This is a genomic window from Aporhodopirellula aestuarii, from assembly GCF_023701485.1.
In the GTDB taxonomy this organism is placed as follows: Bacteria; Planctomycetota; Planctomycetia; order Pirellulales; family Pirellulaceae; genus Rhodopirellula; species Rhodopirellula aestuarii.
Map to the genome: position 1 here is coordinate 72,559 of NZ_JAMQBK010000046.1, position 16,438 is coordinate 88,996.

The following is a 16,438-nucleotide window of genomic DNA, read 5'->3' on the forward strand; positions in this document are numbered from 1 at the left end:
CGACACGATGTCCGGTGGACGGACGTATCGACTCGGACCTCGCAACCGGACGCTCAAAATCGTTCGTGCGTTTCGGCGACATTCGGTCAATTCTCTTCTCATTTCCCCTCTCACCTCCCGCCCAGGCGTTTCGGATGACACCGCCCGCGACCACATCGACCGCATCCTCGGCCGCCCCTTCGGCAACGGCGCAGTCTCGCGTCGTCCGGCTGAAAACGAATGATCCCGAATCCCTGTTGCCACGTTTCGGTCTGACATCGTTCCGTCCGGGACAACGCGGAGTTGTCGATGCACTCGCGTCGGGCGAAGATTGCTTGTGCGTGATGCCGACCGGTGGCGGCAAAAGCCTGTGTTACCAATTGCCTGCGCTGGCGCGAGAAGGCACCACGATCGTGGTTTCACCGCTAATCGCGTTGATGAAGGACCAAGTCGACACGTTGGTGTCTCGGGGCATCCGCGCGAAATTGATCAACAGTTCGCTCTCTCAAGCCCAGCAAGAGTCCGTGATGGACGCGATGGCGCGGGGCGAACTCGATCTCGTGTACGTCGCCCCCGAACGGCTTCGAAACGGACTCTTTCTCGATGCCGTCGGGAAGGCCGACATCACCTTGCTCGCCGTCGATGAAGCCCACTGCGTCAGCGAATGGGGGCATGATTTTCGTCCCGACTACGCGCGTCTGGGTAAATTCCGCGATCGCTATTTGGGCGGCGTGCAGACGATCGCGCTGACGGCGACAGCGACCCCCACGGTTCGCGATGACATTTGCGAACTGCTCAATCTCAAAGAACCTCGCGTGTTCGTGACGGGGTTCGCCAGGACCAACCTGAAATTCGGCGTCGAGTCGTGCAACAACGACGCTGCCAAACGCGACACGCTGCAAAAATACTTGCGCGGTCGCGACGGCACCGGAATCATCTATGCCGCGACGCGTAAGCGTTGTGAAGAGATCGCCGAGTGGTTGCCCGAAAAGACGGGGCGCAAAGTCGGTGCGTATCACGCCGGGCTGCATCCTGATGAAAGGCGTCGCATTCAAGAATCGTTCATGAAGGGCGAGTTATCGGCGATCGTGGCGACGAACGCGTTCGGGATGGGGATCGATAAATCGGACATCCGTTTCGTCGTCCACTTCAACATCCCCGGCTCGTTGGAAGCCTATTACCAAGAGGCCGGCCGCGCGGGACGTGACGGCGAGATGAGCGATTGCCTGTTACTGTTTGCGTATTTCGATCGCCAGATTCAGGAGTTCTTCATAGAGAACCGGTATCCTTCCAAGGAGACCGTCAAGAAGGTTTATGAGTTCTTGCTGTCGCGCGAGGAGGATCCGATCGAGTTAACGCTCGACCAACTGCGCACCGCTATCGAACTGCGTGACGGCACTGAGGCGATTAGCACATCAGAAACACTGCTCGCGCGCGCCGGAGTATTAAAACGGCTCGACGCCGGATCGAACCAAGCCATCGTCAGGATCGACAGCGACGCTCCGACCATGTTGGATTTTCTGCCTCGCGAAGCCAAGATCAAACGGCGGGTGATGTCGGCCGTTGAAAAAGTCGTCGGTGATCGAAGAGGCGAAGACGTTTACGTGCGCCCCGACACGCTTGCGAAGCTCGCCGACATGGATCGAGCAAAAGTAACGACGCAGCTCCGCGAACTGACCAAACTGCGCGCGTTCGATTACGTGCCTCCGTTTCGTGGGCGGGCCGTTCATATCACGCGTCGCGATCTCCGCTTCGAACAATTGTCCATCGACTTTGAAGAACTCGCCCGTCGCAAAGCCGCGGAGTACGAAAAACTCGAAGCGGTGATTCAGTTCGCCCGAGCTCCGGCATGTCGACAACGCGTCATCTTGGATTACTTTGGCGACCCTAACGCGGCCGACTGCACACGCTGCGACCGCTGCGATCCGGTCGGCGGAAAACTAATACGCGATGGGAACTGGACGGGTGGGAACACGGGTACCGCGCACGTGCCGACGCCTTCCACCTCGATCGCTCATCCCGACATCGATGAACGTGTTTTGCTCACCGGCGTTCGCGTGGTGCTGTCGGGAGTCGTTCGAACACACGGCCGGCTGGGCAAAAACTTGATCGCCCAGATGCTCGCTGGTTCCAAGAACAAACGCGTGACGCAGTTGCGCCTCGACCGGCTCAGCACATACGGCATGTTGACCGGAATGACGCAAACCGAATTAGCGGACGTCATGGATTCGTTACTTTCCGCCGGTCTGCTCGAACAGAAAGAGATCAGCGAGCGTCGACCAACCGTTCACATGACCGAACCCGGTCGCCGAGTGATGAACCGCCTCGACCCGCTGCCGGCCGCCTTTCAACTGAAGCACCGATTGGCGAAGAAGCTCGCAAAGGCGGCATCGAAAATCGAATCGGGAGATGTCGCCGATGACGACTCCGTTGACTACGCGCCCGCGACAACATCGCCGACACCAGATGCGTCAACCTCCGCTCAAACGTCTGCGCCGGTTGCTGATCCATCGCGGACGCGGGAACCCCAACGCAACGCCACTCCCTCGACGCCCGCACCGCCAAATTCCGCGACGCACCAATCATTCGAGGAACCAGTTCAACCGGTCGCGTCCGCCGTTTCCCCAGCAACGAACGCCTCTCCGGACGCGTCTCCAGATAAACCCAGTTCCCTCGGCGGAATCGATCTCAAGAGCATCATTGCCGAGGATCCGGAACAGATTTTGATTCGCGAGCTGACCGATCGGATCAAGCGTTTCCGGCGGAAACGTTCTGCGGCCCTCGGGGTCTCGCCGCATCAAATTTTGAGCGGTTCGACGATCGAACGACTCGCACAAAGTCGTCCCGCCAACGCGACGCAGCTTGAAAGCGTGTCTGGAATCAGTGATGAGTTCATGGAAGCGTACGGGAGCGATCTGTTGGAGCTGATCGCGACCACGATGTCGCAACACGAAATTGACTATCCGCATTTACCTCCTGCGCCTTCTCAACCGGACTTGCCCACGGCTTCCATATTACCCGATCCCGGCGAAGTGGAACTCGTGCTCGACGCGGACGGCTCGGCCGGTGTCGAACAACATGTACGCAACGTTGAACCGGAACCCACCGGCGAAGAGTCCTCCGTCGACGATGCCTCGATCCGCGCCGATCAACAAGCGTGGCGAACGGATTATTGGACATGGCGATTGTGTCGCGATGGTTACACCCTCGAACAGATCGCGGAGATTCGCGGCGTTAGCGTGGAGGGGTTGATGGCGCACCTCGTGGCCGCCGCTCGCGCCGGTCACACCGTCGATCCGGCTTGGGGCGGCACGCCAGATCGCGAAGCAAAACTGCGACGAATTCTGGCCTGATTTCCAACTCGTTGCCGCATCACGCTGGCGTGTTTCCTAGAATTCGACTTCGGTTTTTTCGGGGATCGTAAGCCGCCGTGCCGATCGCCGCGTCCACCGACCTACGATGGACACCCCCATTCAGTTACAATCAATCTCACAGGCAGCGTGCAACGCGAAGTTGAATCAACCATACGCAGTACAAAGAAAGGCGGGTAGCAGTGCGAATTATCTACAAACTGCTACTAGCTACACTTTTACCTGCGGCACTGATCTGGACCGTTGGCAACTACGCGGCCAGTGTGGGTCAACAAAGCCTGCAAACCGCGATTGAAAAAACATCGCGGACGCGCGCGGTCGCCGTGATGGACGAGATCGACCGAATCGTCCAATCGCGTTTTATCCAGTGGAAGGCTTACACCCGCAGCGATCTAGTCCAGCAAACGCTCGCTGACTCCAACGCCGAGTTTCTGGAGTTTGATGATATCGAAGCGATCATTGACCAGCGTGAAAGCAAATGGCTGGAAACTCCTCCCGATGTACTCACATCGTTCATGAGGTCGATGACACACAATCGGGTCGCGAGGGATTTACGCTCGCTGGTGAACAAACTCAGCGAAGGTAGCGGCTACACGATCTTTGGCGAAGTGTTCATCACGAATCGGTTTGGGGCGAACGTCGCGGCGTCCAACCGAACGTCCGACTATCGCCAGAACGATGAAGCATGGTGGCAAGACGCGGTTCGCGATGGTACTTCGATCAGCGACGTGAATTTTGATGACAGCGCAGACATCTATTCGATCGATCTGGCCATTCGCATCGATAACAGCGAGGGCGAGTTACTGGGCGTCTTAAAAGCGGTGATGAACATCCGCGAAGTCTTCAGTGTGGTCGATCGCCGGGCGGACAAATTCGGCGAAGGCGAACGATTACTGCTACTCGACAGCCAAGGTCACGTCCTTCACATCGGACACCAATCGCCTATCCCGATGAGTGACGCCTCGGAGTACCTCGCCAACGTGGATCTCAACGACGAACTACCCTTTGCCACCACATACCGGGTGGATCAGGAGACCGGTGAGAAGTACCTGGTTGCGTTAGCGATGTCTCAAGGATACGGCGACTTAGAAGGGCTCGGCTGGGTAATCGTCAGCGAAACACAAGAATCGTTGGCGTTCGCGCCCGTCATTGATCTGAGACGGAGGCTGCGTTGGTTTTCCTTGACAGCCACGATCATGGCGGCTCTCGCCGGAGGGCTGATCGCGTGGTCGCTTTCACGACGGATCGGCCGGCTGACCGAAGCGACCGTTGCCATCGCAAGTGGCGATCTCGACACCCGCGTTCTCGACGGCGGCCACGACGAAATCACCAAACTCGCCAATCATTTCAATCGAATGAGCGAGCAGTTGCAGGAAACCCAGACTCAATTAGTCGCCGCCCGCGATGACGCCTTTGAAGCCAACCAAGCCAAGAGCGCGTTCCTGGCGAACATGAGTCATGAGATTCGCACGCCGATGAACGGCATCATCGGCATGAGCGAATTGCTCAGCGACACAGCGTTGGCCCACGAGCAGCGCGAGTATCTCGGGATGGTACGCAGTTCGGCCGATTCGCTGTTGCGGTTGATCAACGACATCTTGGATTTTTCGAAGATCGAAGCGGGCAAGATGGAGCTGGAAGTCATCCCGTTCGACTTGCGTGAATGCGTCGAAACGACCGCCCGATCGCTGAGCCTAAGGGCGACCGACAAGGGGCTGGAAATGGCGTGTCGCATCGACCCTGAAATCCCGCAATGGGTGCAGGGCGATCCTGGACGACTCCGACAAATCATTATCAACCTCGCCGGCAACGCGATGAAATTTACCGAACACGGCGAAGTTGTCATTTCGGTCGAAAAGGATGCGGAGACGCAAGAAAGCGTGGAGCTCCATTTCAAGGTTCGTGATACCGGCATCGGGATTCCGCCCGAGAGTTTGGCGAAAGTGTTCGATTCGTTTGCGCAAGTCGATTCGTCGACGACGCGAAAATACGGCGGCACGGGACTGGGGCTCACGATTTCGTCGCAACTCGTTGGCCTGATGGGCGGGCGGATTTGGGCGGAGAGCGATCTCGGCGTCGGAACGACGTTTCATTTCACGGTGCCGCTGGGTATATCGAGCGCCGCACCGCCTCCCACTCCCACCGAACTCGAAGCCCTGGTCGGCATGTCGGTTTTGGTAGTCGACGACAATGAGACGAATCAACAAATCTTTCGCGAGATATTGAAATCCTGGAAGCTGTGTCCGACCTGTGTCTCCGATGGACAAAGCGCGCTTGCCGAACTCCGCCGTGTCGCCGGAGCGGCCCCAAACGAACACAATAAACTGCCCTGCACCTCCCCTTCGTCGTCACCCTATGAGCTGGTTTTATTGGACTGCATGATGCCAAACATGGATGGGTTCATGGTTACTCAAGAGATGCGAGATGACCCCGATTTAGCCGATATCGATGTGATCATGATCTCATCGGCAGGCGGCGGTGACGACTCTCGGCGATGCAGGGAACTCGGGATCGCGCGTTACATGACCAAACCGGTGGTACAATCGGAACTGCTCGAAACGGTCTTGCAGATCAAGCATCAACACCGACGGCCGCCCGCCGAGGTGGCTCCCTCAACCCTCGCCACCGCGGCGTCCTCGCTGAATGTTTTGCTAGTCGAGGACAGCTACATTAACCAAAGAGTGGCGATCGGATTGCTCGAGCGATTCGGGCATCGTGTGCAGACTGCTGAAAACGGACAGCTCGGCGTGGACGCCTGGCGAGACGGCGATTTTGACGTGATCCTGATGGATTGGCAAATGCCCGTGATGGACGGCACGGAAGCCACCTCGCTTATCCGTTCCGAAGAACAGAATACGGGTCAGCACATCCCAATCATCGCCATGACCGCAGCGGCAATGAAAGGTGACCGCGAGATGTGTTTGGAGGCGGGCATGGACGACTATTTGAGCAAGCCAATCGACCCGGAATTGCTATCTGAGACATTGTCGCGTCTCGTTCCATCTCGATCGGATGCCCCCCATCAGCCAAAATCGCAAGCGAGCATGTCCGATGACGGATACATGCCAAATCAAACCAAGGAGAGCACTGTGAACCATGAGAATGAAGGATCCACCGATCGGGGTGCGATCAGCATCGAAGCCGCCCGCGCCCAAATGGGCGGTTGTAACGATTCGATGTTGATGGAACTCGCCAAAGCCTTGATCACAGAAGCTGAGTCGAAGCAAAAAGAAATCGGCGATGCGATCGAACAACAGGATACCGAGCGGGCAGGTCGTGCCGCTCATACGCTCAAAGGCGCAGCCGCATTGTTCGAAGCGTCGACTCTCGTCGAACAATTGCAAGAAGTGGAAGCCGCTGCTCGCGAGCAGAACCTGCCACGAGCCACTGAGCTGTTGCCACAGATCCAAGAGTTGACTGACGAGATGATTAGGCAGCTCCAAGAATTTTGTGGCAATGCCTGAGGCTTTGCTGCACTCACTCTCGGGACGGCCCCCGACAACCTGCGTCATTTCGTAATGGCGCTTTAGAGGCAGGGCGCGAGTTCTCTAGTTTCCCCAACGCCAACGTTCAGGTCAAACGAATCCTCACGCTCGAACTTTGCGCCGGTTCGGGCGAAGGCGGCGAACTCAATCCAAGTAGCCCACCGCGGGTTTAGACGACCGGTAACCCGGTAGGACGTCGACTGCGGATGGAGTCTTGTTTGCGACGCCCGGCTTGTTCGAATTGGGGGCCGAAAAGTGCGTCGGCATACTCATCAATCTGTTCGGGCGTTTCAAAATATCGCTCGTAACACCAATCGTCGTCGAACTCGCAATTGTCGGTCGTGTATTCGCGACAAATCTCGGGACGGGTTTCATAGATCCCGCAGCGGTAATCCTCTTGCAAGTGCTTGCAGGTGGTGTGGACGAGCAGGTACCACGTGTCTTCATCGACGAAAACTGTCGCGCGGTCATGCAACAGATACCAGCGGATAAAATCGAAGTCTTTGCGTGCCACAGGTTCGTCGATCGGCAGGGCGAAGTATTGACAGCACTTGGCCGTACAGTGGTCGCAGAGATTTTCGCCTTTGGGTAAATCGGCGCGACGTCGAACGCGACTACGGACGGCTTCAGGGGTCGGATCCGGTAGACGTTTCGATTTGGGTTTGGGTTTGGTCGTCATGGAAGCTGGTGTTGGGCCGGTCGCCAGGAGAATGCCGCCGAGAATGACGGGGTGGCAGTGTGAATTGATGCGGTGGTAGAGTACGCTCTGAAAACGTGCATTCTGACTGTCACGACCTGCAACGTCCACCCGCTCGTCTCAACTCTTAACGTTTAATCTGCCGCCATGGAAGTCGTCATTACCGCCCTCGGTCCCGACCACACCGGGTTGGCCGATCCGATCATTCACCATCTCACCGGTCGTGGGGCACGGATCGCGGAAATCCAAATGTATGACCATGACGAGCGGTCTTTGTTCTCGATGTTGTGCCGAATCGAATTTGATGACCTGCCCACCAAAAGCGGTCAGGTTTCGCTGAGCCAGCTGAAAGAGGAGATGCGTCAAATCGGAGAACACACGGGATTGTCGATCCGTGTTTGGAGCCCCAACGCCCGGGCGGGACGTCCACGAATCGGCGTAGCCTGCACGTACGTCGAAGACACTCCTCGCGCGGTGCTACAGGCGGTCGTCGACGGAGTGATCGGTGCGGACGTGCCCGTGGTGATCTCAAACCGCAAAAAACTCGCTCCGCTGGCCGCTGAATTTGGTGCCGAGTTTCGAATGATCGGAGACGAGCAAGGCTCCGCCGACAACGCGAAGTTGGTCGAAATTCTGGATGAGTTTGAAATCGACTACCTCGTCCTCGCCCGCTACATGCGGGTATTACCGGCCGAGGTCTGTTGGCAATTCGCGGGCGGTCGGATCATCAATTTGCATCACGGATTGTTGCCGGGATTCCCAGGTTTTCGGCCTTACCATGACGCACACAACGCACGCATGTTGACCTTTGGTGCGACCTGCCACTTCATCATTCCGGAACTCGACGCCGGCAATCAAACAATCAACCAACGGACATTTTCGGTGGCCCCGGGCACCCCGATTGAAAAGATCATCGCCGAGGGCGAACGTGACAATGAGCCAAAGTGTTTGGTGGAAGGCGTCCGCCGCGTAGTCGATCAAGAAATCCAGCTTCACTTCCATCGCGTCGTACCGCGGAAGTAACTCGCGTAAACCGGCTCACCTCGCAGGCGCGTTAAAGTAGACTCGCCGGGGCGACACGATGCTCTTTCACCAACCGCTGCACCAAGTCAGCGACCGAGACACCGTCCGCCTCGGCCGCAAACGTGGGCACGATGCGGTGTCGTAGCACCGGTAATGCGAGCGTTTGCACGTCGTCAATCGTGACATGCGTGCGACCATGCAACAACGCTCGAGCTTTTGAGGCGAGCACCAACTGTTGGCTCGCGCGAGGACCGGGGCCCCACTGGATCCATTCTCGCACCCAATCTTTGGCTTCAGGCTCAGTCGGTCGTGCGTCGCGGACTAAATCGATCACCCAGTCCTTCACGTGTGAGGGCAGAGGCACACGACGAACCAGCGTTTGGAATCGCACGATGTCTTCGCCGCTAATCACATGTTTTACTTCCGGCAGCTCACCCGACGTGGTCCGGTCGACGATCTCGGCCTCCTCTTCACGGCTGGGGTACGCAACGACGACGTGAAAGAGAAAGCGGTCGCGCTGCGCCTCGGGTAGCGGATACGTGCCTTCCTGTTCGATCGGGTTCTGCGTCGCCAGGACAAAAAATGGGTCCGCCAGGGGATAGGTCTTTCCGCCCGCTGTGACTTCGTGCTCTTGCATCGCCTCGAGCAATGCGGCCTGGGTCTTCGGCGGTGTGCGGTTGATTTCGTCGGCCAACAGCATCTGCGTGAAGATCGGTCCTTTGCGAAAGATCATCTCACGCCGACCCGTCTCATGATCTTCTTGGATGATGTCCGTGCCGGTGATATCGCCGGGCATCAGATCAGGAGTGAATTGAATTCGACGAAACTCGAGACTCATCGACGACGCGAGTGTTCGCACCATCAACGTTTTCGCAAGCCCCGGAACGCCTTCGAGTAGACAGTGGCCGCGGGCGAGAATCGCGATCAGCAATTGTTCGGCGACTTCATCCTGACCGACGACGATTCGGCTGACTTGGTCCTTGACCTCTTGGATGCTCGCAATCAGCGCCGCGGCGGCTTCGTTGTCACCGGTGGGCATTTGGTCAGAGCCGATTTCTCGCGGGGGTGGCGTGATCATCGTGGCATTCGAAGTTTCGAGGAGGGACTTTGGCGGGCAAGCGGCAGGAACTTGAGTATACCTGCTCGGTTTTGCTCAGGTGGGCATTGTGACGGCAAAACAGACTTCACACCGGTTCCGGGCGAGATGCCGGATTTCGATTCGTTCGGGGCGCCATCGCTCGACTTCGCGACGCCAACGTGGGATTTGACTGGCCCGCTCGAAATCCCCGAGTTTCATCGTGATCAAGCAGCCCCGGATACTGGACTCGCGACTCTCAACGATGTTGCGAACCGTGCTCAACGTCGCGTCGGGCTTGACCGCGGAATCAACCAACATCCACTTGGCACCGCGGAAGACACGCCGGGGGAGGTCGCCGGCGCGAGCCGGGTAGTGAACAAACCGGGGATGATCGGCAATCCGGGGATCCATGTCTGCGGGATCGATACCGATCACGTCGAGCCCCATCTCGAGCAACCGACCACACGCACCGCCGGGGGCACTGCCGACTTCAACGGCAAGGTCGCCGGGCCGTAGATCGAAACCACTCCACGCGATCGCTTCCGCCGCTTTGTAGTACGCCCGTGAGATCGGTTCGTACTCGGGTGCAACAGGTTGTACACCACCCGGCCATCGCGTTGGCAGAGTTGTTGCGGTGTGGGTCCCGAAAAACCAGTGCGACGGGGTAACCAAGATGACATCAAGCACGCTTTGGGAGGGCTGCGCGATCTCGTTTGCGGTACTGCAGCGGAGACGTTCCGGGCCGAGACGTTTCAAGATTCTTTCCGCGACGGCATTGGAAACTTCATCACCACCCGGCTCGAAATCAAATCGGCCGACCGGCACGCGGTCGCGGGGCCAAACATGTAAATGGTCGAACGGGAGTGAAAGGGGTGAGATCGCCTCAACCAACCGGTCGATCAGTTCGTCGCCGTCACTCGATTTTGCACTGCCCAACGACCGAGACGTCGTCCGAATAAAGATTCCCGTCGGTAACGGAACAGGGTCATCGTGTTTTGCGGTAACGAATCCCGGACGCGAGAACGCGAGTCGCCATCCCGTCTCCGCGATTGACTCTTTGACGACATCCTCGGCGCCGTGGGCACATGAGAGCATCGCGAATGTCGGACCGGCGCCAGAGGATGAGTCGGTTTGTGGGAAAGATTGGGGAGCGGTGCTCATGATGTTTAACTGACGGTGTCGATTCTGGTTCGGAAAAGTGGGATAGGACAATCAAGCAGACGGATCGATCTGGCGGCTATTCCACTTTTTCGGGGTCGCTGGGTTTCGACTCGGTTGGCTTCAACTCGGAATGTTTTGACTCGGAATGTATCGACTCGGCTGAACTGGTAACGGACGTTTGAACTGCGGGAACTTGTTCAGGCTGATCTTTCGTGGCTGTGTTTTTGGGGAGCGGAGCCGGATCGACTGGGGGCGGCGGATCGGGCAGCACCCATGGTCCGGCCGTTTCGCCACGGACGTGTTTGAGATATTGGCTGATCCGTTGATGTGCATAGTCCACACCACCGCCGCGCCGCATCAATGTCGCCATGGCCGACAAGTGGTTGCCGAAATGCGTGACGCGGTTATATCGGACCGATCGCGGTCGACCGAACACCGGGAGTAACATCAAACACAGCACGACTCCCAAGAACGCGACGTGCATGTTGATCAGACTCAGCGGCATTTCCGTCATCAATTCCCATCCCTTTGATTGAGGGATCCCGGGTTTGACCGTCGAAATCGTAACGGGAAATTTGTCGGTGGCCAAAAACGCGATGAGGATCGGTTCGTCATCGACGGACGCACTCGTCGATCGAATCTCGAGTTGGATCGTCTTTGTCATCTCTTGGGCGGGTTCTGCCGTCATGGCGAAATTCGTCACCAACCCACCACTGGCAACAACCAAGATTTCAGAATTGCCCCAACGTTTGTCGGTGATCCGGCCCAGCGTCGTGAGCTTGGTTTCCCCTGTCGCCTGTGACACCGACTCCTGCACGAGCGGTTGAAACGTCGGCTTTTTAAGGTATTGATGAACGGGCGACATGGATTGATGCAGAACGTCGTCGTCCTCCTCCCAATCTTCTTCGGAGAATTGATCCGAAGCACCGGCCCCACTCGCCGAACCGGCTTTTGTCACCGACTTTGCACTGGGCTTGAGCGTGAAATCGCATCCCCGGCGATGCGGCAAATGGGTTCGATACGGCAGCGCGTCAGCGACAAACCAATCGGCCACCTTAATATCGTCACGGTCCACTTCGGTCAGTAGTCGCTCGTTGATCTGCTTTGCCAATTTCCGGCGGTATACCAGTCGTTGCTCCGGAGGCGCAATCTCAGCCGCCTCCCGGAAGTATGCCTCGGTGCTGCCGTCATCGGGAACGATGTAGACCAGAGTGCGGTTTCCCTGTTTGAGCCATTCCTTCATCCAATCTTCGACCGCGGTGAGGTTGAGAGGCGGCCAATCGCTCGGGATCCACACGATCGCATCGTTTTGTTGTTCACGAGTCGATAATCGCGTGAGATCGCGTGTACGGATCTCGCGCACGGTCTCCTGCGACGCATCATCCGGACGTGAAGCGTCCTGACCTTGCTGAAGTGCGGTTCGAAAGGCGCCAAAGCCGTTAACGCTCCGCTGTCCCGAGGCCCCGACGCTGGCACCGTATTTGGTATCGAAACCGCCACAACCGCTGATCGACATCGAGGCGAACGCGATCGCCAAAACCCACAAAGATTTTCGTGAATCAACGGCAGACTCGGTGCGTGAACTCGTCAACCGAAGTGCCGAACAGCAATCCTTGGAGGCTAACGCAATCATGACTTGGCCCCCACGTTCGCCGCGAGTGACCGTTCGATTTGCAAGTTATCCTGCCACAACCTTCCGAATTCCTCTCGGCTCAATCGATGCTTTCCAAAATAGGATCGCTCGAACGCGCCAACGGTTAATTTGAGGTGTCCGCCAATGTCGCCATTGGATTGTGCGGTCTCGCGGACGTATTGGCTGTTCGTTTTCCAACGCGACAATCGCAGATAGCCGGCACGATCGAGCATGAGCAACTGATGCCCATAGAGAAAGATGATCGCTCGGTCAAAGTCGCCCGAGTTCATCAGCCGTTCCAATTCCGATCGCGGATTGGTATTGGTGTCTCGAAGCTCAGCGGGCAGTTCCGCAATCCGCTGCTCCGTCTGTTCGTCGAGCGTTTTGGAGTGGACAACGGATTGGGCGAGAGTATCGGGACGGAAGTCGAACGAGCCGTTTGCGAACAGATACATCAATAACGCAACAAGTCCGCCGATGAGAACCATCAGCAGCAACCATCCGATGATGTTCCAGACACTAATGCTCCCCCACCACGAGTTAGTCCCGGTCGTGGTCGTGGTCGGTTGGTTTGCTGGCGTCACGGCCGGTTTGGCAGGCTTTGGCAACCAACGACTTTCGCGGTTGAGCGTATCGTCGTGGGTGTCCTCTAATTCGATCGGGCGGATGGTGCCTTGGTCGGCGTCAAACCAAACCGAATCAGCCACGATCGGGGGTTCGGCGATTGCGAGCCGCTGCGACACAGCGAACTGGGATGTCCCAACAGATTGAGAAAACTCAGCCGTCTGAGATGAGACGCCAAATTGAGACGAGGCCGAAGCCGAATGGGATCCGGCCAGTCCCGTGATGCTGAGCGAGGCCAGGAACCACGCCAAGCCCAGCGTTGTTTTGGATCCAGGGGCGGTTGGCGACGGAGTGTTTGACATCGAGTCCGGGGGCAAGGCCTCTGACTCAGTGGGCGGCGTCGACTCAGTGGGCGGCGTCGACGACGCGACCACCGGTGCTTCGATCGGCGGTGGCGTGACGCTCGCATCCACGTTCACACCAACGTTTGATCGTGGTGATGTTGGTGTTGCATGACGCTGAACCGGACGTGGAGGTGCACTCATGAAGTCTTCGCCGAATTGGCGAATCGCTTCGGCGCGTATGGCCAATTCGACTTCCCAGCCTTCCAATCGGATTCGGGCGTCGAGGTAGCCGAGCAATCGAACGACGACGCTGAGGGAGGCAATCAGCCAAAGCGAAAGCGGAAAGAACACCAGCATCGCGAACCTGTCCGCCGCCCAATTCCCGAACGTGATTCCGCGTGTCCACACCAACGCAAAGAAGACACACGTGAGCAAGGCGGTCAGCGTCATCGAGACGGTCAGGAATCGTCCTCCCAATTCGCTCGCCATCGGCGAATGCAACGCTTTGGACCGGCGTTTCAGCGTGATTGCTGATTCATCCTTGCTGCGGAGCGGGCATCGCTCGAGCAGAATCATTTCGGGAAGAAACGGCCGATTGCTGCGGATCAATGCCGCAACGAGCATGAACGAGATCGGAACCAAAAAATCAGTAATCGGCTCCACTTCCTGTTGCCAACGCAGGGCAACCACGACCATCGCGGGAATCGCGAGTCGCTTGATACCGAGCGTCCACACCAGCGGCCATAACAGCGACCTGACCTCGCGGACCGCTTTCCTCACCGTAGGTTGATGCTCAAAGATCGATTGTCCAAGCGTGTACGTTGTCAGCACGCCGGCGATCGGCGCTTGCAAAAACACCAACGTCGTCATCCAGAAGACATATCGGACAAGCTCTTCGTCGGACTCACTGTCCAGCAGCGTCGGATCGGCAAACGTCAACGGCAACCACCCGAGCAGCAGCAGATCCGCAACGATCCAAAACGCAGCTCCCAAAAAGAACGCGTGAAAGAAGGCTTGCGGGTATCGCCGGATCATCAGCAGCGAGAGATCGCCGATTTCTGAAAGCGTCCGTACGCGAATCGCGACATGAGTTCGGTCGAGTTGCACGGCTGGCTATGTGCCTCGAACGGGAGAACGTCGTGGACCACGCGGGAACCCCAAGACGACGAAATAAAAACTGATTAACGCCGACGACATGATCGCCCAGCCGGCTTTGAGCAAATAGGGTGCGGGACTCGGCGACAGGAATCCTTCCGTGAACGCTGCCAACACAAACAGGGTCGCTGCCGCGGCCATGATCGGAACGCTACGGTGCGCCGAGCGTCGCATCGAATCCATGCGTGTGAGTCCGGCGGTATGGAACAACCCCACGCCCAACCGCAGCCCCGCGGCGGCAGACAACGCGATTGCGGTCAGCTCGAACGGACCGTGTGCGGTCACGAAGTGAAAGAAATTGTCGCTACCGCCGACATCCTCTCGCGCCATGTATCCAAACATCGTTCCCAACGCGACCCCGTTGTAGGCCAAGATGTATAGGCAGGGGATCAGCAGAATCCCGTAAGCAAAACACTGCAGGCCGATCCCCGTGTTATGCATGATGTAATAACCGGACATCGAGACGTAGTGATCGAGCGAACCATCGATTCGCTGGTCGTACATTTGCTCGAGTGCGGAAAGTTGTTCCGAGCCAACGACGTTATCGGCGAAGTCTGGAAAGAGACTTTGTTGGTAACCGAGATACATCGACAACGCGAACAGGCCGAAGAACACGATCGTGGCCACCCGGACACAGGGATCCGCAAAGATTTGTTGGGGCGCGTCGCGAAAGATCAGATCGAAAAATCCGACAGGGGAAAACTTTCCCGAACGATAGAGCTGATTGTGTGCCCTGGCGACGAGACGATGTAGATAGGTGACGGTGGCGGGTGGCAGGTGGTACGCGTCGGCGAGGGCGAGGTCGGCGCACACGCCTCGATACAGGGTTGCAAAACGCACGATTCCCTTCGCTCCGCGATACTGCTCGCCCGCCTTGACGGTTTTGCCACGGACTTCCATCGCTTCGCAAAGCCGCTCGAGTTCATCCCAATTGCTGCGTCGTTTCTCGAGTAGCTTCGCGATGTTCATTCGCCATTACCTTCACTGGCCGATTGGACCGATTGATCGACAATGAGTATAGCGGACGAGCCATGATCGCGGGTCGACCGAGATGATTTACTCAGCCGATTCTGACTCAGTTTTCGCGTTCGCTTCGGTCTCGTCATCCGTGCCTTGGGCGGCTTGGGCAGGCTGGTATTCCCGCACCCAAATGTTTCGGAATCGGACGGGGTTCCCGTGGTCTTGGATGGAGATCGGACCAGTGGGGCCGTGCGCCTTGTACTGCGGAGCACGATTGAATGGCGTATCGCCGAGCAGCTCGAAGTGGTTCAAGACTAAGACGCCGTTGTGAGTCGCGGTGATGTAGGCCGGCGACGTCAGCTCGCCGTTTTCATCAAACCGCGGCGCTGTCCAGAAGATGTCGTAGCTGTTCCATTGGCCTGGCGGACGCATGGCGTTGACGGCGGGTGGTGTTTGTTTGTAGATCGCCGCCGCTTGGCCGTCAAAGTAAGTCTTATTCTCGTACGAATCGAGAATTTGCATCTCGTAGCGGCCCATCAAGAAGATGCCGCTGTTACCGCGACCTTGTGATTTCCCTTTGGGCGGCGTCGGAGCTGACCACTCGATGTGAATCTGGCAATCACCAAAACTGGCCTTACTGCGGATCATGCCTTTGCCGGCGATCAAGATATCACCGTCGGTGCTCCATCTTTCTCCGTTCTCCCAATTCGAAATATCTTCGGCACTGCCAAAGAGAACCGTTGCATCCGACGGCGGGTCGTTGTCAGTTTCACCGGGGGTGACGATTTTGGGTTCGAGCCATTGGATGCCGGACAAATATTCTTCGGCGAGGATCGGCGAGGCCGGGCAGATCAACAACGACAGCGAAAGGATCGCAAAGACATGTTTTTTCATGGATTGGATTCGGTGGGGAGGAAGGAAGGTGGGTAGGTGGGATTGGAAGTGATCAGTTTAACGCGAACACCACGATCCGTTTCGAGTTTCTGAA

At 57.5% G+C, this 16,438-nt stretch carries 10 protein-coding genes; 3 read left to right on the forward strand and 7 right to left on the reverse strand.

All coding sequences use genetic code 11. The features are described from left to right. Positions 1–134 precede the first annotated feature (134 nt). Positions 135–3,332, forward strand: a complete 3,198-nt coding sequence (locus NB063_RS17630) for a RecQ family ATP-dependent DNA helicase (protein ID WP_250930066.1) — start codon at positions 135–137, stop codon at positions 3,330–3,332. A 200-nt stretch (positions 3,333–3,532) separates the two neighbouring features. Continuing rightward, positions 3,533–6,814, forward strand: coding sequence for a hybrid sensor histidine kinase/response regulator (locus NB063_RS17635; RefSeq protein WP_250930067.1), 3,282 nt, complete (start codon positions 3,533–3,535; stop codon positions 6,812–6,814). Positions 6,815–7,004: 190 nt separating this feature from the next. Here the strand turns inward: NB063_RS17635 and NB063_RS17640 are convergent, their stop codons facing one another. Next, entirely contained in the window at positions 7,005–7,514 is a 510-nt protein-coding gene (locus tag NB063_RS17640; protein ID WP_250930068.1) for a YkgJ family cysteine cluster protein, read from the reverse strand. A gap of 165 nt (positions 7,515–7,679) precedes the next feature. Between NB063_RS17640 and NB063_RS17645 the strand changes: the two genes are divergently transcribed. Continuing rightward, positions 7,680–8,555: a formyltransferase family protein gene (locus NB063_RS17645; protein WP_250930069.1), complete on the forward strand. Its 876-nt coding sequence runs from the start codon at positions 7,680–7,682 to the stop codon at positions 8,553–8,555. Positions 8,556–8,586: 31 nt separating this feature from the next. Here the strand turns inward: NB063_RS17645 and NB063_RS17650 are convergent, their stop codons facing one another. The 6 genes from NB063_RS17650 to NB063_RS17675 all read right to left on the reverse strand — a co-directional run bounded on the left by NB063_RS17650 (position 8,587) and on the right by NB063_RS17675 (position 16,344). Further along, complete coding sequence (locus NB063_RS17650) at positions 8,587–9,633, reverse strand: AAA family ATPase (RefSeq protein ID WP_250930070.1); 1,047 nt, start codon at positions 9,631–9,633, stop codon at positions 8,587–8,589. Positions 9,634–9,708: 75 nt separating this feature from the next. Beyond that, a complete protein-coding gene (locus NB063_RS17655; protein ID WP_250930071.1) occupies positions 9,709–10,794 on the reverse strand; it encodes an SAM-dependent methyltransferase in 1,086 nt (361 codons plus the stop codon). Between the two features lie 76 nt (positions 10,795–10,870). After that, on the reverse strand, positions 10,871–12,427 hold the full coding sequence (locus tag NB063_RS17660) for a hypothetical protein (RefSeq protein ID WP_250930072.1): 1,557 nt from the start codon (positions 12,425–12,427) through the stop codon (positions 10,871–10,873). Then, positions 12,424–14,442, reverse strand: a complete 2,019-nt coding sequence (locus tag NB063_RS17665) for a hypothetical protein (protein ID WP_250930073.1) — start codon at positions 14,440–14,442, stop codon at positions 12,424–12,426. Before NB063_RS17665 ends, NB063_RS17660 begins: the two co-directional genes overlap by 4 nt. A gap of 6 nt (positions 14,443–14,448) precedes the next feature. Beyond that, complete coding sequence (locus NB063_RS17670; RefSeq protein WP_250930074.1) at positions 14,449–15,459, reverse strand: stage II sporulation protein M; 1,011 nt, start codon at positions 15,457–15,459, stop codon at positions 14,449–14,451. Positions 15,460–15,546: 87 nt separating this feature from the next. Further along, on the reverse strand, positions 15,547–16,344 hold the full coding sequence (locus NB063_RS17675; RefSeq protein ID WP_250930075.1) for a 3-keto-disaccharide hydrolase: 798 nt from the start codon (positions 16,342–16,344) through the stop codon (positions 15,547–15,549). Positions 16,345–16,438: the final 94 nt, after the last annotated feature.